Raw genomic sequence first — 22,159 nt, 5'->3', positions numbered from 1 at the left:
TTCAACGGGTTGCCGCGTTCGCCGGCGCGGTGGCTACCGGGCGGACGCGGGGTTTAGGGCTCGCCGGCGCGGCGGCCGGGCTGGCGGCGGGCGCCGAGGCGGGCTGGGGCGGCTGCAGCGGCTTGCTGTGGCCCAGGGCCTGCAGCATGCGCTCGTCGAGCGCGAGCGGCGCCGACGCCGGGGGGATTGCCGCCGGGTCGATGACCGGGGCTGCAATCGCCGACGAAGCGGCGTGCGCCACGGTGGCCGCGGGCGCCGCCTGCGCGGCGCTGGCGGCGCTGGGGGCGCCGGTCGCGCCGGTTGAGGTCGCCACCGCGGGCTCGCTGGCCGCCATCACGGTGGCGCTGGCGATGCTGGCGGTGTTGCCGGTGGTAAAGACGCTGGGCCGGTCCACCGGCGGCAGTCCGCCGGCGCGTTCGCTCGCGGGCGGCGCGATGGCGGCCAGTTCCTCGGGCCACTTGCCCAGCAGGTAGTAGTCCATCACCTTGCGCGCGATCGGCGCGGCGTGCTGCGCACCGAAGCCGGCGTTCTCCACGATCAGCGCCAGCGCGATGCGCGGCGTGTCGGCCGGCGCGAACGCGGTGTACAGCGCGTGGTCGCGCTTGCGCTCCTCGAGCGCATGGTGGTTGTACTTCTCGCCCTTGGCGAGCGAATAGGTCTGCGCCGTGCCGGTCTTGCCGGCCGACTCGTAGGCGGCGCCGGCGAACACGCGCGCGGCGGTGCCGGAGTGCGTGACGCCGACCATGGCCTTCTTGATCACGTCGATATGGGCCTGCTTGAACGGGATGCGGTAGCTTTCCTTGGGCACCGTCAGCTTGCGCTGGCGCGTGACCGAGTCTTCCACCGCCTTGACCAGGTGCGGCTTCATCACCACGCCGTTGTTGACGATGATCGAGGTGGCGTGCGCGAGCTGCAGGATGGTGAAGGTGTTGTAGCCCTGGCCGATGCCCAGCGAGATGGTCTCGCCGTCATACCATTTCTGCTGCTCGGGCTTGCGGTAGGCGCGCCGCTTCCAGTCGGTGGACGGCAGGATGCCCTTGTTCTCGCCCTCGATATCGATGCCGGTGAGCTGACCGAAGCCCAGCGGCTTCATGAAGTCGTGGATCGCGTTGACGCCCATGTCGCGCGCCAGCGCGTAGTAGTAGGTATCGCACGAGGCCACGATCGAGCTGTGCATGTCCACCCAGCCATGGCCGCCCGGCTTGTCGTCGCGGAAGGTATGGTTGCCCAGGGTGAAATAGCCCGGATCGGACATGCCCCAGTTCGCGGTGCGCTTGCCAGTGGTGAGCGCCGCCAGCGCCATGAAGGGCTTGTAGGTGGAGCCCGGCGGATAGGCGCCGCGCAGCGGACGGTTCAGCAGCGGCTTGTCCGGCGAGTTGTTCAGTTCGTTCCAGGTGGCGGTATCGATGCCCTCGACGAACAGGTTCGGATCGTAGGTGGGCTTGGAGACGAAGGCGAGGATGTCGCCGGTGGCCGGCTCGATCGCCACCAGCGCGCCCCGGCGCTCGCCGAACAGCGCCTCGGCCAGCTGCTGCAGCCGGATATCGAGCGACAAGATCAGATTGTTGCCCGGCGTGGCGGGCACCGTCGAGAGCGTGCGGATGGCGCGGCCCCCGGCGCTGACCTCGACTTCCTCGATGCCGGTCAGGCCGTGCAGCTCGGCCTCGTAGCTCTGCTCGATGCCGATCTTGCCGATGTAGTTGGTGCCCTTGTAGTTGTCGGCGTCGCGGCGCGGATCGTAGTCCTTGGGGTTGGCGTCGTTGGCCAGATCCATCGCCTCGATGCGCTCCTGGTCGCGCTGCGAGATGCGGCCGATATAGCCGACCACGTGCGAGGCCGACTCGCCCAGCGGGTACTGGCGAAAGAGCCGCGCCCGCACATCGACGCCCGGGAAGCGGAAGCGGTGGGCGGAAAAGCGCGCGACTTCCTCGTCGGTCAACTGGCTGCGGATGGGCAGGCTCTCGAAGCTGCGCGATTCCTCCATCAGCCGCTTGAAGCGGCGCCGGTCGCGCGGCTGGATCTCGACCAGCTTGGACAGCTCCTCCAGCGTGTTGTCCAGCGTGTCGGACAGCTTGGACGGCGTCACCTCCAGCGTATACGCCGAATAGTTGCGCGCGAGGATGACCCCGTTGCGGTCCATGATGATGCCGCGGTTGGGCTCGATCGGCGCCACCGAGATGCGGTTGTCCTCGGCCTTGGCCGAGTACTGGTCGTGCTTGTACCACTGCAGCCAGAAGAAGCGGGCGAACAGCAGGCCGAAGCAGATCACGGCGAACAGGCCCGCGGCCGCTGCGCGCGTGCGGAAGCGGCCGAGTTCCAGTTCGACGTTGCGGATTTCTGTCATGGTGCTGCGAAAGCCAGGCGGGCGCGCGGGGCGCTAGATCGGGCGGGTTTCATCGATGTCGGTCGAGCGGCGCTGCGGCGCGAGCAGCAGGCCGGTGGCCAGCGGCCACAGCAGCGCTTCGATGCCGGGCGCGAGCAGCAGCGGCCAGCCGGGCAGCGGCGCGCCCATCGCCAGGCGGATCACCACCGGCACCGCGTGCGCGACGAACAGCAGCGGCAGCACGTGCAGCGCCTGCGTATAGACGGTAAACCACAGCACGCGGCGATGGATGGTGATGGCGAAGTAGGCCAGCAGCGTATAGGCCATCGCGTGCTCGCCCAGCAGGCGCGCGTCGTGCACGTCCATCAGCAGGCCCAGCGCGAACGCCACGCCCATGCCGACCTTGCGCGGCTGGTGGATGTTCCAGAACACCAGCACCAGCGCCACCATGTCCGGCACCCACAGGATGTCGCCCCAGGGCATCAGGTTGAACAGGAAGGCCAGCACGAAGCTCAGCGCGATGAACGCCGGATTGACCGGGCGCAGCAGGTAGTGGGGATGCGTCACTGCGCGGCCTCCTGGTTGGCTGCCTTGGCGGCTTCCTTGGCCACGGCGCTCTGCGACGGCGCGGTGCCGCGCGGGGCGCCGAGCTTGTTCTTGGCCGCCGGCGCTTCGGGCGGCGAGGTCTGGTCGCGCGGCGGCAGGTTGGCGTCGTAGCGCACCACCAGCAGCTGGCGGTGCGAGCGCACGCCGGCCACCGGCTCGCAGTACACGCGCGAGAACGCGGTATCGGCCTTGCGCTCGATCTGCACGATCTTCGCCACCGGCAGGCCCGCGGGGTAGACGCCGTCCAGCCCGGAGGTCACCAGCAGGTCGCCCTGCTGCAGATCGGCCGAGGCGGCCATGAAGCGCAGGTCCAGCAGGCCGGCGCGGGCGCCGCCGAAGGCGATGCTGCGCAGGCCGTTGCGCACGACCTGCACCGGGATCGCCTGTTCCTTGTCGGTCAGCAGCGTGACCTCGGACTGGAAGGGCGAGACGCGCGTGATCTGGCCGACCACGCCGCGGTCGTCGATCACCGGATAGCCGGCGCGCACGCCATGCTGGCTGCCGCGGTCGATCACGATGCGCTGGCTGTACGGATCGCGCGCGTCGTACAGCACCTCGGCCGCCGTCACCGGCGTGGCCGACTGCTCCTTGAGCCCGAGCAGCTTGCGCAGCTGGCGGTTCTCCGCGTCTAGCTGGGCCTGGCGCAACGCATCGTCGGCCTGGGCCACGGCGCGGCGCTTCAGCTCGCGGTTCTCCGTGGCCAGCGTGGCGGAGGACTGCAGGTAGTCGAACGCGGTGCGCGCCATGTCGCGCGGCACCAGCACCGCGCGCTCCACCGGCATCAGCACCGTGGCGGCGACCTGGCGCACGACGCGCAGCGCATCGAAGCGCGCGTCGACGACCAGCAGCACCAGCGCGATCGTCACGAAGATGACCAGGCGTGCGACAGCGGAGGGCCCTTGCTTGAAGAGCGGCGGCGGCGTGTAATCCATTTACCCGTGCGCAGGCAGGAGTGGCCCGCGCCGGCGCGCCGACGGGCGGCGCGATGGCGCGGGCTGCAGAAGGTGGGGGCGGGCGGTGGCGGGAAGGTCCGGTGCGCCGGCGCGGCGGGACGGGGGTCCCGGGCGGCGCCGCGTGCAGGGCGCGCGGTCGCCGCGCCGCGAGGCGGCTGGCTCCGCTCGCTCAGGCAGGCCGCGCATCGGCACGAACCGTCCCCGCCGGTTGTCTTATTCGTAGGCGAAGATGCTGCCGAGCTTGTCCATGCGCTCCAGCGCCATGCCGGAGCCGCGCACCACGCAGGTCAGCGGATCCTCGGCCACCAGCACCGGCAGCCCGGTTTCCTCGGCCAGCAGGCGGTCCAGGTCGCGCAGCAGCGCGCCGCCGCCCGTGAGCGTGATGCCACGCTCGGCGATGTCGGCGCCCAGTTCCGGCGGCGTCTGTTCCAGGCCGATCTTCACCGTCGACACGATCTGGTTCAGCGGATCGGTCAGGGCTTCCAGGATTTCGTTGGACGAGACCGTGAAGGCGCGCGGAATGCCCTCGGACAGGTTGCGGCCCTTGACTTCCATCTCGCGCACTTCGGAGCCCGGGAAAGCCGAGCCGATTTCCTTCTTGATCGCTTCGGCGGTCTGCTCGCCGATCAGCATGCCGTAGTTGCGGCGGATGTAGTTGACGATCGCCTCGTCGAACTTGTCGCCGCCCACGCGCACCGAACCCTTGTAGACCATGCCGCCCAGCGAGATGATGCCCACCTCGGTGGTGCCGCCGCCGATATCGACGACCATCGAGCCCGACGGCTCGGACACCGGCAGGCCCGCGCCGATCGCGGCCGCCATCGGTTCCTCGATCAGGTAGACCTGCGAGGCGCCGGCGCCCAGCGCCGATTCGCGGATCGCGCGGCGCTCGACCTGGGTCGAGCCGCAGGGCACGCAGATGATGATGCGCGGCGAGGGACGCAGCAGCTTGGTGTCGTGCACCATCTTGATGAACTGCTTGAGCATCTGCTCGGTCACGGTGAAGTCGGCGATCACGCCGTCCTTCATCGGGCGGATCGCCTCGATATTGCCCGGGACCTTGCCGAGCATCTGCTTGGCTTCCTTGCCGACGGCCTGGATCGACTTCTTGGCGTTGGGGCCGCCGCCCAGATAGATGGCGACCACCGAGGGTTCGTCCAGGACGATGCCCTTGTCGCGCATGTAGATCAGGGTGTTGGCGGTGCCGAGGTCGATCGCGAGATCGTTGGAAAAATAGCTGCGGAGAAATCCGAACATCAGGGATCCTGTATCTGGTGGTTCGCAGGTATGCGAAGCGGCCGGCGCCCTCGTCGGGCCGGCCGCGGTATTCATGTCAATCTGTCGAGGAACAGCGTCGTCCGCGCTGCCCGGTCGCCCGGGCTCAGGGTCCCGGGCCATCACGGCCGCCTGGTATCGAAGCATCCAGGCGGCCCGCGTACTACGATCCTTGGAGGCGGCGTCCGCAGTGACGGAACGTTCTCCTTGGGAACCTTTGATTAGACGCCGCCGGAAAGTTCTGGCGGCATGCGCGGCTGGCACAATGACGTGCCGGGGGGCGATCTAATCGGAGGATCCTGGCTTCGCGTCCGGACATCCGTGAGACGGAGCCGCCGCAGGGGGGCGAAGACACGGAATGATACCTTATAATTCCGCGTGTTTCGGCCGGATTAAGGCCGAAAAAACCTTTAAATCTGACGATTCCAGGCGTCCCGCGCATCACCTGCGGACCGCTTGCCTCTCCCCGGTGCGCGACCCGCACGACCCGCTTCGGCGCGGTGCATCCGCCGGGCGGGAGCGGCACGGAATCGTCGCCGTACCTACCTCGCCATGGCCCTCGAGCTTTCCGACGTCAAACGCATCGCCCATCTCGCCCGCATCGACATCAGCGATGACGAAGCGGGGCAGACGCTTGGCCAACTGAATCATTTCTTCTCCCTGGTCGAGCAGATGCAGGCGGTCGATACCGCCGGCGTGGCGCCGCTGGCGCACCCGCTGTCGGCGGTGCGCGAGATGACCCAGCGCCTGCGCGACGATGCGGTGACCGAGCCGGACCGCCGCGACGACTATCAGCGCCCGGCGCCGGCCACCGCCGAGGGCCTGTACCTGGTGCCCAAGGTCATCGAATAGCGCGCGGCGGCCGCCGCGCGCGGCCGCGCCACAACGGCTCGCCGGCCGCAGCGCAGCGCCCCCATCCGGCGCGCTCCTGTTTCCGGGTGCTTCCCTGACGCTTTCCCGATTCTCATGTCCTCCTCCTTCTCCGCTTCGCCCGTGACCTCCCTGCGCCAGCTTGCCGACGCGCTGGCGGCGCGCTCCCTGTCCGCCGAGGAACTGGCGCGCGACTACCTGGCCCGCATCGAGGCGGCCGGCGCGCTCAATGCCTTCGTCCATGTGGACGCCGAACTGACGCTGGCGCAGGCGCGCGCCGCCGACGAACGCCGCGCGCGCGGCGAGGCCGGCCCGCTGACGGGCGTGCCCATTGCCCACAAGGACGTCTTCGTGACCCGCGGCTGGCGCTCGACCGCCGGCTCGAAGATGCTGGCCGGCTACGAGAGCCCGTTCGATGCCACCGTGGTCGAGCGCCTGGCCGCGGCCGGCATGGTCACGCTGGGCAAGACCAACATGGATGAGTTCGCGATGGGCTCGTCCAACGAGAACTCGTTCTTCGGCCCGGTGCGCAACCCCTGGGATCCGGCGCGCGTGCCGGGCGGTTCCTCGGGCGGCTCGGCCGCCGCGGTGGCCGCGGGGCTGGCGCCGGCGGCCACCGGCACCGACACCGGCGGCTCGATCCGCCAGCCCGCGTCGTTCTCGGGCATCACCGGGATCAAGCCGACGTACGGGCGCGTGTCGCGCTACGGCATGATCGCGTTCGCCTCGTCGCTGGACCAGGGCGGCCCGATGGCGCGCAGCGCCGAGGATTGCGCGCTGCTGCTCAATGCCATGGCCGGCTTCGACGAGCGCGATTCCACCAGCCTCGCGCCCGCGCAGGGCGGCGTGGACGAGGACTTCACGCGCCACCTGGGCCAGCCGCGCGCCGGCGGGAGCGCCGAGCGCCCGATGGCCGGGCTGCGCATCGGCCTGCCGAAGGAGTATTTCGGCGCGGGCCTGTCGGCCGATGTCGAGCAGGCCGTGCGCGCGGCGCTGGCCGAGTACGAGAAGCTGGGTGCCACGCTGGTCGAGGTGTCGCTGCCCAAGACCGAGCTGTCGATCCCGGTGTACTACGTGATCGCGCCGGCCGAGGCGTCGTCCAACCTGTCGCGCTTCGATGGCGCGCGCTACGGCCATCGCGCCGCCGAATACCGCGACCTGCTGGACATGTACAAGAAGACCCGGGCCGAGGGCTTCGGCTGGGAGGTCAAGCGCCGCATCCTGGTGGGCGCCTACGTGCTGTCGCACGGCTACTACGACGCCTACTATCTGCAGGCGCAGAAGATCCGCCGCATCATCGCCGACGACTTCCAACGCGCCTTCTCGCAGTGCGACGTGATCATGGGACCGGTGGCGCCGACGGTGGCGTGGAAGCTCGGCGAGAAGAGCGCCGACCCGGTGCAGATGTATCTGGCCGACATCTTCACGCTGTCGACCAGCCTCGCGGGACTGCCGGGCATGAGCGTGCCCTGCGGCTTCGGCCAAGGTGGCATGCCGGTGGGCCTGCAGATGATCGGCAACTATTTCGGCGAGGCGCAGCTGCTGCAGACCGCGCACGCGTTCCAGCAGGCCACCGACTGGCACCTGCGCCAGCCGGCCCAGGCATGACCGCGCGTCGGCTCGCCGTGGTGCTGGCGCTGGCCGCGGCCGTGGCGGGCTGCATTCCGCTGCCGCGTTTCGGCACGCCCAGCCCGATCGCCAGCCGCGACATCGACCTGGTGGGCAACTGCCAGCGCACGGAGGAAGACGGCTTTCGCGAGGATGCGCAGCTGCGCGTGGACGACAACACCGTGCAGCAGCTGTCGTGGAAGCTGTGGGTGGGCAAGCGCGGTTCGTGCAGCTTCGACCTGGCCGAATTCCGCCAGGTCCGCAAGAAGCCGCATGTCGAGCTGGCCGCGCGCGACGGCAGCGGCTGCAAGCTGATGGTCTGGCAGGACCCGCGGCGCGTGACGCTCGCGCATGCCAACTGCGAGCGCCGCTGCACGCCGGGCATCTACGAGAACGCCTGGCCCGTGATGTTCGAGCCGGGTACCGGCGCCTGCGCGCAGACGCGCTAGAAAACAGATACCAGGAGGCGGGCCGCGGCCCGCCGCCAACGAAGAGAACAGGAATACCGCCATGCAATGGGAAGTGGTGATCGGCCTCGAGACGCATACGCAGTTGTCGACGGCCTCCAAGATTTTTTCCGGCGCGTCCACCGCCTTCGGCGCGGCGCCCAACACGCAGGCCTGCCCGGTTGACCTGGCGCTGCCCGGCACGCTGCCGGTGCTCAACCGCGCCGCGGTCGAGCGCGCGATCCAGTTCGGCCTGGCCATCGGCGCGACGATCGCGCCCCAAAGCGTGTTCGCGCGCAAGAATTACTTCTATCCCGATCTGCCCAAGGGCTACCAGATCAGCCAGTACGAGATCCCGGTGGTGCAGGGCGGGAGCCTCACGTTCCAGGTCGAGGGCAAGAAGGGCGAGTCGTACGAGAAGACCGTCAACCTGACCCGCGCCCACCTCGAAGAGGACGCCGGCAAGTCGCTGCACGAGGACTTCGCCGGCATGACCGGGATCGACCTGAACCGCGCCGGCACGCCGCTGCTGGAGATCGTGACGGAGCCGGAAATGCGCAGCGCCGCCGAGGCCGTGGCCTACGCCCGCGCGCTGCATTCGCTGGTGGTGTGGCTGGGCATTTGCGACGGCAACATGCAGGAAGGCAGCTTCCGCTGCGACGCCAACGTGTCGGTGCGACCCATGGGCAGCGACAAGCTCGGCACGCGGCGCGAGATCAAGAACCTGAACTCGTTCCGCTTCCTGCAGCAGGCCATCGAATACGAGATCCAGTGGCAGATCGCCGAGATCGAGGACGGCCGCGCCATCCAGCAGGCCACGGTGCTGTTCAACCCGGACACCGGCGAGACGCGCGCGATGCGCACCAAGGAAGACGCGCACGACTACCGCTACTTCCCCGACCCGGACCTGCTGCCGCTGGAGATCGAGCCGGCCTGGATCGACCGCGTCAAGGCCGGCATGCCGGAGCTGCCCGCCGCGATGCAGGCGCGCTTCGTTTCGCAGTACGGGCTGTCGGCCTATGACGCGAGCGTGCTGACCGCGACGAAGTCCATGGCCAGCTGGTTCGAGGCCGTGGTGGCGGCGGCCGGCGCGGCGAACGCCAAGCCGGCGGCCAACTGGCTGATGGGCGACGTGGCGTCGCTGCTGAACCGCGAGGGCATCGAGCTGGACGCGGCGCCGGTCAAGCCGGCCCAGCTGGCGACGCTGCTCGCGCGCATCGCCGATGGCACCGTGTCGAACAACACCGCGAAGAAGGACGTGTTCCCGGCCATGTGGGCGGGCGAGGCGGGCGGCGACGCCGACGCGATCATCGCGGCCAAGGGCCTGAAGCAGATGTCCGACACCGGCGAGCTGGAGCGCATCATCGACGAGGTGCTGGCGGCCAATGCCAAGTCGGTGGAGGAATTCCGCGCCGGCAAGGAAAAAGCGTTCAACGCGCTGGTCGGCCAGGCCATGAAGGCCACCAAGGGCAAGGGCAATCCGGCCCAGGTCAATGCCCTGCTGAAGCAGAAGCTGGGCTGAGCGGGGGGCACCCCGCAACCCCGGACGCCGCCTGGCGTGGCGTCCGGCCTTCCTCTCTCCCTCCTTCCGCCGTCCTCTCCTCCCTCGTCTGCGTATCGCATCGGCCTGCGCGCGCCCGAGCCCGCACGCGGCATGCCCGCCGAAATCAGGCCGATACCTGATGCCCCGGCACAACGGCGTGCGCGAAGCTAGGCTTGCCGCGCAAAGCGGAAGACGATGCCGGTGCGACGCCTCTACATTGGCGCGCATTCGTGCCATCCCATCTGGCGCCTTGCCGCTGCCGCGTCCCCACACGGCCCCGCTAGCCACGCCATTCACCGAGTCTGAGCCATGCCATCGTCTTACGAGGAGCTGCTCCGCCAGGCTGCGCTCGCCGTCGCCATCGCGCCCGACCAGCTGTTGCAGACCGAGGAAATCGAGATCGACGGCAACGTCATTGGCGTTTCCCACGAGCCCGCCGCGGACGGTCCGGGCGATATCCACCTGTTCACGCAGGTCGGCCGCCTGGCGGCCAACGCGGACGCGTCGCAGTTGCGCGGCCTGCTCGAAGCCAACTATCTGGGCGCGGGAACCGGCGGCTGCACGCTGGGCGTCCAGCAGGACACCGGCACCGTCATGCTGTGGGCACGCTTTGCGCTGGAGCGCCTGGACGGCGCAGCGCTGACCGGGCTGCTGGGCGACTTCGCCGACGTGGCGGATTTCTGGCGCGGCAGGCTCGAAGCGCCCGAGGGCGAGCGCCGCATCGTGTCGATGCGAGGGGTGAGTGCCTGACATGCCCAATGGCCTGCCACTGCTGACGGCCCCGCCGGCGCGACCGCCGCATGGCGCGCGCGACGCCGGCGCCATCATCCACGCCGCCGATCGCACTTGGCCTGCGGCGGCAACGCCCGGCGGCCCTGCCACGGGCATCGTCGACGGGCTCGCCGCGCGGCTGGTGCGGCCCGGCGACGGCCAGCGCCGCCGCACGGTGCTGACGCATCGCGAGCGCACGGCGGCGGTGTTCAAGGCCGCCGGCCTGGCGCTGGCCGGCGTGGTGCTGGGCCTGCCGCTGGCCGTGCCGGCCCTTGTGCTGCACGCAGGCATGCGCCTGGCGGCAAGGCTGTGCCGGGCGGTCGACGGCAGCGGCGGGGCGGGCGGGACGGGGCTCGCGCCGGCGGTCGAAGGCGCGCTGCTGCGCAAGCGGGCTCGCGGCATCGACGAAGCGGCGCTCGGCGTGCTGCACGCCTACGCGGCAAGGATCGGAACGCCACTGACGCCGCGGGAGATCACCGAGCTCGTCCATGCCGGCCAGAACCTCGCGCTCGCGCTGCGCCAGCCGGCGCTGCCGGGCGACGACCAGGGTACCGCCCGGCTCGAAGGCCACGCGGTGCGCTGCAACGCCTGGCTGGCGCGCGCGCTCACCTGGTACATGATGGCGGTGGCCGCGGCGCAGGACACGGCGGCGCGCGCGAGCGGGCCGCTGGACGATGCGCCGCCGGCCGTCCTGAGCGAGATGGTCACCAACGGCTCGCTGGTCATGCGGGATCCGGAGCAGCGCCTCTACCGCTTCCTGCAAGGCGCGCCGCAAGCCCATCCCCGCCCTTCCACGCACTTCGCCAGCAAGTCGGCCGCCACCGAGCGGTTCCGCTGGCTGGGCCTGTTCGCGGGCGCGTCGCCCCGGCAGTTCGGCATCGAAGACATGCGCAAGCGCTTTCCCGGCGGCGGCGGGGCGTTGCTGTTCGACACGCTGCGCGAACCCGGCACCGGCGGCACGCAGCTCTTCGTCAAGTTCGAGAAGGCGGGATGGCCGCCGCTGCGCCTGCGCGAGCCGGCCGGCATCGGCCGGCGGCTGGCCTATGGCGTCGAGGCGGCGCACCGCAATGTCGCCCACATGCTCCACTTCGTCACGACCCGCTTCGGGGGCAAGGGCGGCGCGCATCGCGTCGAGCGGCTGGAGCACGTTGCCAAGGGGGCCCTGAAGACCGCGATCCATGCGCCCTTCGTGGCGCTGATCGCGGACGCCATTCGCGCCGGGCTGATCGCGCCGCGCTACAAAGCCATTCTCGCGGCCGTCGACGATCACGGCCTGCCGTTCGTCGCCGCGGCCGTGGAAGCGCTCTACGACATCGCGCGACAGGCCGAGGCCGCGTGCGTGCAATGCGATGCCGCCGGTTCGGTGCGGCATGCGGATGCAAGGCGGATGGAACGCGCGGCGCTGGACTTCGGCGAGCGTTTCCACCAGACGATGGACCAGTTCGGCGTGACCCTTCCAGGCGTGGAGCGCCGCGGCGCGGAGGTGCATCTGGACCTCGACGCGGCGTTGACGGGAATCGTGCCCGCGGGCACGCCGACCGCGGCCGCGGCGAAATCCGCGCCTGGCTGGCATCCGGTCGCTTTGCGGCGAGCGTCCGTATGAGCGGGACCGCGGCGGTAGCGCCGTCTTCGCTGGCGACCTTTGCTAAACTCCGGCGGACATATTCCGCTGGACACCCAATGAATCCGCAAGACGTCGCCACTTATCTGCAGACCAATCCCCAGTTCTTCGAAGACCACGCCGAGTTGCTGGCGGCGGTGCAGCTGACCAGCCCGCACAGCCATCGCGCGGTGTCGCTGCAGGAGCGCCAGATGGAAATCCTGCGCGAGAAGAACAAGGGCCTGGAGCTGCGGCTCGCGGACCTGGTGCGTCACGGCCACGAGAACGACCGTACCCAGCGCCGCATGCACACGTGGCAACTGCGCCTGCTGGCCGAGCCGGATGCGCACGCGTTGCCGTACGCCGTGCAGGACGGCCTGCAGCAGGTCTTCGACGTCCCCGCGGTGGCGTTGCGGCTGTGGGGCGTGGCGGAGAGCTACACCCACATGGAGGTGGCGCAAGGTATCAGCGACGACGTGCGGCTGTTCGCCGACGGCCTGCGTACCCCGTACTGCGGACCGAACAGCGGCTTCGAGGCCGCGGCCTGGCTGGAGCGCGACGACATCGCATCGCTGGCGATGGTGACGCTGCGCGCGCCGGGTCGCGAGGACGACGGACCGGGGCCCGCCTTCGGGCTGCTGGTGCTGGGTTCGCCCGACGCGCGCCGCTTCCACGAAGGCATGGGCACCGCCTATCTGGCCCAGATCGGCGAAGTCGCGGGCGCCGCGCTGAACCGCCTGCGCGACTGAGTCTCCCGCCATGGCAGCCTCGCGGCCCGCTCCCGGCTCCGCGCCCGCTGCTGGCGCGCCACCGGCCGGCACGGATGCCGACGCCGCGCCAGCGGCCACCGACCCGCTGATCCTGGCGTACCTGCAATGGCTGGCGACCAGCCGCAAGCTGGCCGCGCACACGCTGACCGGCTACGCCCGCGAGCTCGGCGTGCTGCAGTCGCAGGCCGCCCGCCACGCGCCCGGGCATGCCGTGGTCGCGCTGCGCACCGACCATATCCGTCATATCGCCGCGCGCCTGCGCGCCTCGGGTCTCGCCGCCAGCAGCATCGCGCGCGCCCTGTCGGCATGGCGGGGCTTCTATCTGTGGGCGGCGCGCCATGGGCACGGCGTCACCGCCAATCCGGTGGAGGGCGTGCGCGCGCCCAAGGCCGGCCGTCCGCTGCCCAAGGCGCTGTCCGTGGAGCATGCGGTGGCGCTGGTGGCCCAGCCGCCCGGCGAGGGTCCCGAGGCGCTGCGGGACCAGGCGGTCTACGAGTTGTGCTATTCGAGCGGGCTGCGCGTATCGGAGCTCGTTCAGCTCGATGCCCGCTACGTCGAGGATGGCGCCTACCGCTCCAACGGTTGGATCGACCTGGCGAGCGCCGAGGTCACGGTGATCGGCAAGGGCTCGCGCCGGCGCACCGTGCCGGTCGGTGCCAAGGCCGTCGCCGCGCTGCGCGGCTGGCTGGCGGTGCGCGGTGCGTGGCTGCGTCCCACGGCCGAGCCCTCGGACGCGCATGCGCTGTTCCTGACCGCGCGCGGCCGCCGGCTGTCGGATCGCACGGTGCGCCTGCGCATCAAGCAGCAGGGCATTCGCGCCGGCGTGCCGGCCGACGTGCATCCCCACATGCTGCGGCACTCGTTCGCCACGCACGTGCTGCAATCCTCCGGCGACCTGCGCGCGGTGCAGGAGATGCTGGGCCATGCCAGCGTGTCCACCACGCAGATCTATACCGCGCTGGACTTCCAGCACCTGGCCAAGGTCTACGACAAGGCCCATCCCCGCGCGGGCCGCGTGGGGTCCACCGCGGACGACGGCGCACCGCGCGCCGACGGCGGGAACGACATCGACGGGACGAGCGGCCGCTAGCGCGGCCGGCGGCCTAGCGCCACTGCGCCAGCACGGCGCGAAACGCCTCCATTTCCGGCATCAGCCACTCGCGGAACGCCTGGACCTTCGGGGTTTGCAGCATGGCCGGCGCGCAGACGAAATACAGCAGCCACGGACACGGGATGGTCACGTCGAACAGCCGCACCACGCGCCCGGCCAGCAGGTCGTTGTAGGCCAGCGAGGAGCGGATCAGCGCAATGCCCTGGCCGGCGGCGGCGGCCTGCAGCAGCAGCGACGAGTCCTCCATGAACAGGCCCTTGCGCGGCTCGGGCCAGTCCAGCCCGGCCGCCTCGAACCACGGTTTCCACGGATCGCCCTCGCCGCGCAGCAGCGGCAAGCCCTGCATGTCGGCGGGCGCTCGCGGCAGGTTGCCGCCATTGAAGTCGGGGCTGCAGACGGGAAAGAAGACATCGTCGATCAGCCGCTCGACATACAGGCCGGGATAGTCGCCGCTGCCCATGCGCAGCGCCACGTCGACCTCCTCGCGGGCAAAGTCCACCAGCGTGTTGGAGGACATCAGCTCGACGTCGAACTCCGGGTGGCGCTCGATAAAGCTGCCGATGCGCGGCGTGAGCCAGCGCGCCGCGAACGACGGCATGGTGCTGATGGTCAGGCGCTTGTCGCGGGCACCGGCCTGCAGCACGCGCGTCGCGTCCGCGATCTGCAGCATCGCGTCGCGCACCCGTTCGGCGTAGACGCGGCCCGACGGCGTCAGCTTCACGCGCTTGCCGTGGCGCTCGAACAGCGGCAGGCCGAGCTCTTCCTCCAGCGCCCGCACCTGATGGCTGACCGCGCCATGCGTGACGAACAGCTCGGTGGCCGCCCGGGAAAAACTCTCGTGGCGGGCGGCGGCCTCGAACGCGCGCAGCGCGGTCAGCGCCGGCAGGCGCGGCAGTTCGCGGTGCCAGGCGCGCGGCATGTCGACGTCCCGGGACAGTTTGAACGCCATGGTGGACTCCGGAATGACATTGGGAACGGGGCTGTGCGGTACTGCAAGGCCGCTGCGAACGGCGTTCGCAAAGGCTTCCCGTTGTGAGTTTTGCTAACAAGCCAGCGCAATATATATCGTTTTGGCAGCGCCTTGGCAATCACTAGAATGCACTCCATCGGCACTGCGGTTTTGCATCGATTTCCGGCCCGCCCCCTGCGGGGGCAACGATCCCGGAAGCGCCATTCCGGCGGGTGAAGCTGACGGGCCAAGTCATCTGAAGGGTGCACAAAATGGAAACCTTGCTCACAACGACCGTTTTTTCCCTGAGCCCGGGCGAAGTCACGACCTTGTCGATCCACACCGCGCAGCGCCTGCACGTCGAGGATGCCGCCGGGGTCGACCTGTGGGCCACGCGCGATAGCGATTCGGCCGACTACTGGCTGCGCTGCGGCGGCAGCCTGCTGCTGTCGGCGGGAGAAGAGGTCACGCTAAGCGTCGATCCGCGCGCCCAGCGCCCGGTGCGGCTGGCCCTGATCGCCGAAGCGCGCCGGCCCGCCGGCACCCACCTCGGCCACGTCGTGGCGCGCATCGGACGCCGGCTGGTTCGAGGCACGGAATGGACGCCTAGCCAGAACGTCGTCACGGCCGCCTGACGCGGTGGGGCCGGCGGCGGGCGGCATCGCCCGCGGCCCCCTGCGGCTGGTGCATTCTCGCCGCGCGCCAGAGGCGGCGGGCCCGGGCGGCGCAAACCCATGACACGACAGGGGCCGGAGCGATCCGGCCCTTTTCGTTACACTCTCGGGCATGCCAGATATCGAAGTCCTCGAACGGGGCCGCGTGGATTACCAGGCCTGCTTCGACGAGATGCGCGCCTTCACCGACGCGCGCACGCCCGACACCCCCGACCAGATCTGGGTCGTCGAACATCCCCCGGTCTATACGCTCGGGCAGGCCGGCGATCCCTCGCACCTGCTGGCACCCGACCCCGCGATCCCGCTGGTACGGATCGACCGGGGCGGGCAGATCACCTACCACGGCCCCGGCCAGATCGTCGTCTACCTGTTGCTGGACCTGCGCCGGCGCAAGTTGATGGTGCGCGAACTGGTCCACGGCATCGAGCAGGCGGTACTCGATACGCTGGCGGCGTATAATCTCGCAGCCGAACGCAAGCCCGGCGCCCCCGGCATCTATCTGTCCGCGGGGCCGCACCGCGGCGCCAAGATTGCCGCGCTCGGCCTCAAGATCCGCAACGGTTGCAGCTATCACGGTGTCAGTCTGAACGTGGAGATGGACCTTGCGCCTTTCCTGCGCATCAACCCCTGCGGCTATGCCGGCCTCGAGACGGTCGACATGGCCGGCGCCGGCGCCACGCGCGGCGCGGCGGATGCCAGTGGAGAACTGCGTGCCGAGCCGGTGAGCGCGGCACATCAACCCGAGATCGCGCGGCGCCTGGCGGCGGCCCTGTGCGAGGTGCTGACGGCGGCGCACGAGCGCGCGGTCGCGGCGGATCGGTCTGCCGCCACGGCCTGACACAGCCTGAACCGGCATTGCGCCGGGTTAGCCGACATTGCACGCCAGAGGGCGTGCGGAGAACACGATGAGCGATGCCCTGATCGCCGCTTCCAGCGAAGCACCCGCAACGGCCCCCGAGGCCTACGACCCGACCCGCAAGCAGAAGTCCGCCGACAAGACGGCCCGCATTCCGATCAAGATCGTGCCGGCCGAGAAGCTGAAGAAGCCCGAATGGATCCGCGTGAAGGCGGCCACCGGCAATTCCCGCTTCTACGAGATCAAGGACATCCTGCGCGCCAACAACCTGGTGACGGTGTGCGAGGAGGCGAGCTGCCCCAATATCGGCGAATGCTTCGGCAAGGGCACGGCCACCTTCATGATCATGGGCGACAAGTGCACCCGCCGCTGTCCGTTCTGCGACGTGGGTCACGGCCGTCCCGATCCGCTCGACGTCAACGAGCCGGGCAATCTGGCGCGCACCATCGCCCAGCTGAAGCTGAACTACGTGGTGATCACCAGCGTGGACCGCGACGACCTGCGCGACGGCGGCGCGGGCCATTTCGTCGACTGCATCCGCGAAACCCGCGCGCTGTCGCCCCTCACCCGCATCGAGGTGCTGGTGCCCGACTTCCGCGGCCGCCTGGACAAGGCGCTGGACATCCTGCAGGGCAACCCGCCCGACGTGATGAACCACAACCTGGAAACGGTGCCGCGCCTGTACAAGCAGGCGCGCCCGGGCGCCGACTATGCGCACTCGCTGAAGCTGCTGCAGGAGTTCAAGCGCCGCTGCCCGGACGTGGCCACCAAGTCCGGCCTGATGGTGGGCCTGGGCGAGACCGACGAGGAAATTCTCGAAGTCATGCGCGACATGCGGGCCCACGATATCGACATGCTGACCATCGGCCAATATCTGGCGCCGTCGAACCACCACCTGCCGGTGACCCGCTACGTGCATCCCGACACCTTCAAGATGTTCGAGGAAGAGGCCTACAAGATGGGCTTCACCCACGCCGCCGTGGGCGCGATGGTGCGCAGCTCCTACCACGCCGACGAACAGGCGCATCTGGCCGGCTTCGCGTAAGGCGACAGCAGTCCAGCCAGGGAAAACCGGCCGGTGCCACACCGGCCGGTTTTTTTTTCGTCCGCGCCCCGTAAAGGGTCCCGGCCGCGCACCTAGGGTCAACCCCGACTGCCCGGCTCCGCCCGTTCCTTTATGATGATTTGTAGATAAATTGTCGATGAATTACCGGAAGCGATATTCGGCCTGTGCTTGCGCTCCGCAGGCTTGCTGCGGCTTACACTGCACGCTGGGCCACCACCGACACCGCCAATGACCCGTTGCACCGTTCACCGTCTTGCCGAGCACGCCCTGCTTTGCAGCGTAGCGCCGCCCGCTACGCTGGAGGTGCAGCGCCGCATCTGGGCCATGGCCGAGCGCGCCGGGGACTGGCGCGGCGTAGTCGACGTGGTGCCCGGCATGAACAACCTCACGCTGGTGTTCGACGGCCAGGCCGACCCGGAGGCGCTGGAGCGCAACCTGAAGCTGGCCTGGGCATCGGGCGAATCGCGCAATACCACCGGCAAGCTGGTGGAGATTCCCGTGCGCTATGGCGGCGAGCACGGGCCCGACCTGGCCGACGTGGCGGCCCATACCGGCCTGAGTCCGCGCGAGGTGGTGCGCCGGCACAGCGCCGGCGAGTACGTCGTCTACTTCCTCGGCTTCCAGCCCGGCTTCGCCTATATGGGCGGGCTGGAGCCCGCCCTCGCCACGCCGCGCCGCGCCGAGCCGCGCATGGCGGTGCCGGCCGGCTCGGTGGGCATCGGCGGCGAGCAGACCGGCATCTATCCGGCCACCGCGCCCGGCGGCTGGCAGCTGATCGGCCATACCGATGCCGCGCTGTTCGTGGCCGACCGCGATCCGCCATCCCTGTTCGCACCGGGCGACACGGTGCGCTTCGTGGCGCAGGAGGTGCTCGCGTGATCGAGATCCTGCGTCCCGGCGCGCTGGCCGCCGTCCAGGACCTGGGCCGCACGGGCTATCGGCGCTTCGGCGTCGGCAGCACCGGCGCGCTGGACCGCGTGGCGCTGACGGTCGGCAACCGGCTGGTGGGCAACGCCGCGGACTGCGCCGCGATCGAATTTACGCTCGGCCGCGCCGCGGTGCGTTTCCGTGCCGACATGCGCGTGGCGCTGGCCGGCGCCGATTGCCGCGCGAACCTGGACGGCGTGCCTGTCTGGTCCTGGCACGCCTTCGACGTGCGCGAGGGGCAGACGCTGACGCTGCCGGCGGCGCAGGGCGGCACCCGCACCTACCTCTGCGTGGCGGGCGGCATCGACGTGCCGCCGGTGATGGGCTCGCGCAGCACCGACCTGAAGGCGGGTTTCGGCGGCTTCGCCGGCCGCGCGCTGTGCGACGGCGACCGGCTGCCGGTGGGCAGGCCCGGGGTGGCCGCCGAGCAGGGTTCGTTGGGTGTGCAGGCACCGGGCTGGGCCATGCCCGTAAAGCCTCTGGGCACCGCCATGCCGATCCGCATGCTGCCGGGTACCGAATACGAGCAGTTCGACGCGGCCTCGCAGGCCGCGCTGTGGGAGGCGGACTGGACCGTGACGCCGAACAGCAACCGCATGGGCTTCCGGCTGCAGGGCCCGGCGCTGGCGCGCCTGGCCTGGCAGGGCGCCGACCTGCTCTCGCACGGCGTGGTGCCGGGCGTGATGCAGGTGCCGCCGGGCGGCCAGCCGATCGCGCTGATGGCGGACGCGCAGACCACCGGAGGCTATCCCAAGATCGGCGTGGTGATCGGCGCCGACCTGTGGCGGCTCGCGCAGGCGCCGCTGGGCGGCGCGGTACGTTTCGTGCGTGTCTCGCTGGAAGAGGCGGCCGAGGCGCAGGCCGCGCTGGACCGCTACCTGCGCCAGGTGGATCTGGCGCTGGCGTGGCAGGCGGGTGCGGGCGGCGCGCCGCTCGCCGCGCGCCGCCGCGCCATCACGCGGTCCGTGGTCTGAACCGGCCGCGGAGCTCACCGTAACGACGTAACCGGACAGCACCGCACCGCCGCGCGCCGGCCGCGCGCATCGACAAGGAGAGAGCCATGCAAATCGATCTGAACGCCGACCTCGGCGAAGGCTGCGGCAACGACGAGGCGCTGCTGGACCTGATCAGCTCGGCCAATATCGCCTGCGGCTGGCACGCGGGCGACGCCGCGACCATGCGCCAGACGGTGCAATGGGCGCTGGCGCGCGGCGTGGCCATCGGCGCGCATCCCAGCTATCCGGATCGCGAGAACTTCGGCCGCACCGAGATGAACCGCGCGCCGGAGCTCGTCTACGCCGACGTGCTGTACCAGATCGGCGCGCTGGCGGCCATCGCGCGGGCCGAGGGCGGCCGGCTGGCCCATGTGAAGGCGCACGGCGCGCTGTACAACCAGGCGGCGCGCGATCCCGTGCTGGCCGGCGCCATCGTGCGCGCGGTGCGCGACTTCGATGGCGGGCTGATCTTCTTCGGCCTGGCCGGCAGCGCGATGATCCGCGCCGCGCGCGAGGCGGGGCTGAAGGTCAAGGAGGAAGTCTTCGCCGACCGCGGCTACAACCCGGACGGCTCACTGGTCAGGCGCGGCACGCCGGGCGCGCTGCACGAGGACGAGCAGGTGGCGCTGGACCAGACCCTGTCCATGGTGCGCGAGCAGAAGGTGCGCGCCGTCGACGGCAGCTGGGTGCCGATCCGCGCCGAGACGGTCTGCCTGCATGGCGACGGCGCGCACGCGCTGGCCTTCGCGCGGCGCATCCGCGAGCGGCTCGGCGCAGAAGGCATCGCCGTGCGGGCCGGCGGTTGACGCGGAAGAGCGCCGTTGACGCCGATGTGAACCCATCCCGAGGACCTGCGATGCGTACCGTGCTGCTGACCGGCTTCGAGCCCTTCGATAACGAGCCCATCAATCCGTCATGGGAGGCGGTGCGCGCGCTGGACGGCGAGCGCGTGGGCGACGCGGTGATCGTGGCGCGCCGGCTGCCGTGCGTGTTCGGCGCGGCGATCGACGCGATGGCGGCGCTGCTGGAAGAGTTGCGGCCGGCCGTTGCCATCGCCGTGGGCCAGGCCGGAGGCCGGGCCGAGATGTCGGTGGAGCGGGTGGCCATCAATATCGACGATGCGCGGATCGCCGACAACGCCGGCCGCCAGCCGGTGGACGAGCCCATCGCCGGCGGGGGCCCGGCCGCGTACTTCTCGACGCTGCCGATCAAGGCCATGGTGCGCGACATGCGCGCCGCGGGCATTCCCGCCTCGGTCTCGCAGACGGCCGGCACCTTCGTCTGCAACCACGTGTTCTACGGGCTGATGCATGCGCTCGCCGGCCACGGCGACCGCGATCGCAATACGCGCGGCGGCTTCATCCATATCCCCTACCTGCCGGAGCAGGCGGCGCGTCACCCGGGCCAGCCCAGCCTGGCGCTCGCCACGCTGGTGGCGGGGCTGCGTTGCGCGGTGGCCACCGCGCTGTCCACCGCGACCGACGCCCGCGAGAGCGGCGGCCAGCTGCACTGAGCCCTGCCTTCGCGCTCAGGCGTCCGGATTTCCGCCGCCGGCGCGGCGCGCCGCGCGTCGCCGCGCGCGCCGTTCGCTGCGCCGGCGCAGGCCGAACTGCTCGAAGCGCCAGGCCACATAGCAGAAGGCCAGGAACGGCCACAGCCAGCCCAGCCACTGGGACAGGCTGTTGAAATGGACGTAGCGGCCCAGGCGCCAGCTCTCGTCCGAGATCCACGCATAGGGATTGGACGGCAGCAGGTTGGTCAGCACCACCAGCGCCGCCAGCGCCGCCATGGCGATCACCCCGCGCAGCCAGCGCGGCACCCGCAGCAGCAGCACCAGCAGCAGCGAGCCGGTCAGCAGGCCGAAGCGGCCGCCCTCCGACAGCCAGTTGAACGGGCTGTCGGCGCGGAACTGCAGCTCCGACACCCAGGCCTTGAGCAGCAGCGCGCTGGAGAGCAGCGCCGCCAGAATGCCCAGCATCGGGGCCTGCCGGCGCATCGCCACCGAGGCGAACAGGCCAGTGCCAAGCCAGGCGCAGGCCGTCACCAGCGATTCCAGCAACTCCTGGCTGTGCATGTCGTCGGGGCGCAGGCCCAGGTCCTCCTGGATCGTGGTCACGCCGGGCAGCACCATCTGCAGCAGCTGCATCGGCCATGAATCCGGATCGGTCAGCCACTGACGCACGATGCCGCCCATGCCGAACAGATGCTCCTGCGGAAAGATCTGCGCGAACGGCCACAGCAGGATCAGCATGATGGCGAAGCTGGCGTGCGGCTCGAACCAGCTGATGCGCAGCTGGCGCAGCGCACCGCGGTCGATCATCGCCGCGGCGAACGGCGCGGCGATGGCCGCGCCCAGCAGCGCGCCGAGCGCATTGGTGATCAGGTCGATGTTCGACGAGATGCGGTTGGGCAGCCAGGTCTGCAGCGCCTCGAGCACGGCCGACAGCAGCGCGCCGGCCACCAGCGCCACCAGCGTGGCGCGCGTGCCCGAGACGCGCGGATGCAGCGAGAACACCACCAGCGCGCCCAGCGGGCAATAGCCGATCACATTGGTCAGCAGGTCGAAGTCGGTGATATAGCGCGGCTTGGGCGCGGTCAGGAAGGCGAAGGGCGAGATGCCGTTGTCGGTCCAGCCCGTGAACGGATACAGGCTGGCGAAAATCACCAGCAGCGTGAAGCACAGCAGGCCCACGCGCGCGAGCGGCGAATGCCGCGGAGCCGGGGCCGCGTCGGCGGGTTGTACCGGGGGCGGTGGCGGCGGGGAGGCCGTTGCGGGATCGACCGTGGCCATGCGAATTTGCCTTGTCCGTCGCCCT

Annotated in this window: 21 protein-coding genes; 15 read left to right on the top strand and 6 right to left on the bottom strand. The window is 70.4% G+C overall.

All coding sequences use genetic code 11. The features are described from left to right. Window position 1: 1 nt before the first annotated feature. The 4 genes from mrdA to LDO27_RS22280 all read right to left on the bottom strand — a co-directional run bounded on the left by mrdA (window position 2) and on the right by LDO27_RS22280 (window position 5,139). Complete coding sequence (gene mrdA / locus LDO27_RS22295; RefSeq protein WP_222202884.1) at window positions 2–2,344, bottom strand: penicillin-binding protein 2; 2,343 nt, start codon at window positions 2,342–2,344, stop codon at window positions 2–4. A gap of 33 nt (window positions 2,345–2,377) precedes the next feature. After that, window positions 2,378–2,890 carry a rod shape-determining protein MreD gene (gene mreD / locus LDO27_RS22290; protein ID WP_222202883.1) on the bottom strand — a complete coding sequence of 171 codons (513 nt, stop codon included), beginning with the start codon at window positions 2,888–2,890 and terminating at the stop codon, window positions 2,378–2,380. After that, window positions 2,887–3,861: a rod shape-determining protein MreC gene (gene mreC / locus LDO27_RS22285; RefSeq protein ID WP_224044045.1), complete on the bottom strand. Its 975-nt coding sequence runs from the start codon at window positions 3,859–3,861 to the stop codon at window positions 2,887–2,889. The genes mreD and mreC overlap by 4 nt, the downstream gene beginning before the upstream one ends. 234 nt (window positions 3,862–4,095) lie before the next feature. Next, window positions 4,096–5,139: a rod shape-determining protein gene (locus LDO27_RS22280; protein WP_222202878.1), complete on the bottom strand. Its 1,044-nt coding sequence runs from the start codon at window positions 5,137–5,139 to the stop codon at window positions 4,096–4,098. Window positions 5,140–5,709: 570 nt separating this feature from the next. On the opposite strand from LDO27_RS22280, the gene gatC reads away from it, so the two are divergent. The 8 genes from gatC (at window position 5,710) to LDO27_RS22240 (ending at window position 13,855) form a co-directional block, all read left to right on the top strand. After that, window positions 5,710–6,009 carry an Asp-tRNA(Asn)/Glu-tRNA(Gln) amidotransferase subunit GatC gene (gatC, locus tag LDO27_RS22275; protein ID WP_222202877.1) on the top strand — a complete coding sequence of 100 codons (300 nt, stop codon included), beginning with the start codon at window positions 5,710–5,712 and terminating at the stop codon, window positions 6,007–6,009. 114 nt (window positions 6,010–6,123) lie between these two features. Next, window positions 6,124–7,635, top strand: a complete 1,512-nt coding sequence (gene gatA, locus LDO27_RS22270; protein ID WP_224044044.1) for an Asp-tRNA(Asn)/Glu-tRNA(Gln) amidotransferase subunit GatA — start codon at window positions 6,124–6,126, stop codon at window positions 7,633–7,635. Beyond that, window positions 7,632–8,084, top strand: a complete 453-nt coding sequence (locus LDO27_RS22265; RefSeq protein ID WP_222202873.1) for a hypothetical protein — start codon at window positions 7,632–7,634, stop codon at window positions 8,082–8,084. The genes gatA and LDO27_RS22265 overlap by 4 nt, the downstream gene beginning before the upstream one ends. A gap of 61 nt (window positions 8,085–8,145) precedes the next feature. Beyond that, on the top strand, window positions 8,146–9,603 hold the full coding sequence (gene gatB, locus LDO27_RS22260; RefSeq protein ID WP_224044042.1) for an Asp-tRNA(Asn)/Glu-tRNA(Gln) amidotransferase subunit GatB: 1,458 nt from the start codon (window positions 8,146–8,148) through the stop codon (window positions 9,601–9,603). 330 nt (window positions 9,604–9,933) lie between these two features. Beyond that, window positions 9,934–10,374, top strand: coding sequence for a type III secretion system chaperone (locus tag LDO27_RS22255; RefSeq protein WP_222202871.1), 441 nt, complete (start codon window positions 9,934–9,936; stop codon window positions 10,372–10,374). Window position 10,375: 1 nt separating this feature from the next. Continuing rightward, a complete protein-coding gene (locus tag LDO27_RS22250; protein ID WP_224044041.1) occupies window positions 10,376–11,998 on the top strand; it encodes a hypothetical protein in 1,623 nt (540 codons plus the stop codon). 77 nt (window positions 11,999–12,075) lie between these two features. Continuing rightward, a complete protein-coding gene (locus tag LDO27_RS22245) occupies window positions 12,076–12,744 on the top strand; it encodes a DUF484 family protein (RefSeq protein ID WP_222202867.1) in 669 nt (222 codons plus the stop codon). A gap of 10 nt (window positions 12,745–12,754) precedes the next feature. Next, window positions 12,755–13,855, top strand: coding sequence for a tyrosine recombinase XerC (locus tag LDO27_RS22240; protein WP_224044039.1), 1,101 nt, complete (start codon window positions 12,755–12,757; stop codon window positions 13,853–13,855). Window positions 13,856–13,868: 13 nt separating this feature from the next. On the opposite strand, the gene LDO27_RS22235 is transcribed toward LDO27_RS22240, so the two are convergent. Next, on the bottom strand, window positions 13,869–14,795 hold the full coding sequence (locus LDO27_RS22235; protein WP_377747222.1) for a transcriptional regulator GcvA: 927 nt from the start codon (window positions 14,793–14,795) through the stop codon (window positions 13,869–13,871). Between the two features lie 302 nt (window positions 14,796–15,097). On the opposite strand from LDO27_RS22235, the gene LDO27_RS22230 reads away from it, so the two are divergent. From LDO27_RS22230 to pcp, 7 genes are all read left to right on the top strand, one after another. Continuing rightward, window positions 15,098–15,460 (top strand): DUF2917 domain-containing protein, encoded by a 363-nt coding sequence (locus LDO27_RS22230; RefSeq protein ID WP_222202861.1) that lies wholly within the window; start codon window positions 15,098–15,100, stop codon window positions 15,458–15,460. A 151-nt stretch (window positions 15,461–15,611) separates the two neighbouring features. Further along, window positions 15,612–16,337, top strand: a complete 726-nt coding sequence (gene lipB / locus LDO27_RS22225) for a lipoyl(octanoyl) transferase LipB (protein WP_224044035.1) — start codon at window positions 15,612–15,614, stop codon at window positions 16,335–16,337. A 67-nt stretch (window positions 16,338–16,404) separates the two neighbouring features. Further along, window positions 16,405–17,400: a lipoyl synthase gene (gene lipA / locus LDO27_RS22220; RefSeq protein ID WP_222202856.1), complete on the top strand. Its 996-nt coding sequence runs from the start codon at window positions 16,405–16,407 to the stop codon at window positions 17,398–17,400. Window positions 17,401–17,649: 249 nt separating this feature from the next. Further along, a complete protein-coding gene (pxpB, locus tag LDO27_RS22215; RefSeq protein WP_224044034.1) occupies window positions 17,650–18,300 on the top strand; it encodes a 5-oxoprolinase subunit PxpB in 651 nt (216 codons plus the stop codon). Beyond that, complete coding sequence (locus LDO27_RS22210; protein WP_224044032.1) at window positions 18,297–19,322, top strand: 5-oxoprolinase subunit C family protein; 1,026 nt, start codon at window positions 18,297–18,299, stop codon at window positions 19,320–19,322. The genes pxpB and LDO27_RS22210 overlap by 4 nt, the downstream gene beginning before the upstream one ends. An 86-nt stretch (window positions 19,323–19,408) precedes the next feature. After that, window positions 19,409–20,149 carry a 5-oxoprolinase subunit PxpA gene (gene pxpA, locus LDO27_RS22205; protein WP_224044030.1) on the top strand — a complete coding sequence of 247 codons (741 nt, stop codon included), beginning with the start codon at window positions 19,409–19,411 and terminating at the stop codon, window positions 20,147–20,149. Between the two features lie 50 nt (window positions 20,150–20,199). Continuing rightward, window positions 20,200–20,856 (top strand): pyroglutamyl-peptidase I, encoded by a 657-nt coding sequence (gene pcp, locus LDO27_RS22200; RefSeq protein WP_224044029.1) that lies wholly within the window; start codon window positions 20,200–20,202, stop codon window positions 20,854–20,856. Between the two features lie 15 nt (window positions 20,857–20,871). On the opposite strand, the gene LDO27_RS22195 is transcribed toward pcp, so the two are convergent. Next, a complete protein-coding gene (locus LDO27_RS22195; protein ID WP_222202849.1) occupies window positions 20,872–22,134 on the bottom strand; it encodes a VanZ family protein in 1,263 nt (420 codons plus the stop codon). Window positions 22,135–22,159: the final 25 nt, after the last annotated feature.

Source organism: Cupriavidus respiraculi, assembly GCF_914271545.1.
Lineage (GTDB): Bacteria > Pseudomonadota > Gammaproteobacteria > Burkholderiales > Burkholderiaceae > Cupriavidus > Cupriavidus respiraculi.
Note: the sequence above shows the minus strand (reverse complement) of the source record. Positions and strands in the feature narration are given on the sequence as shown.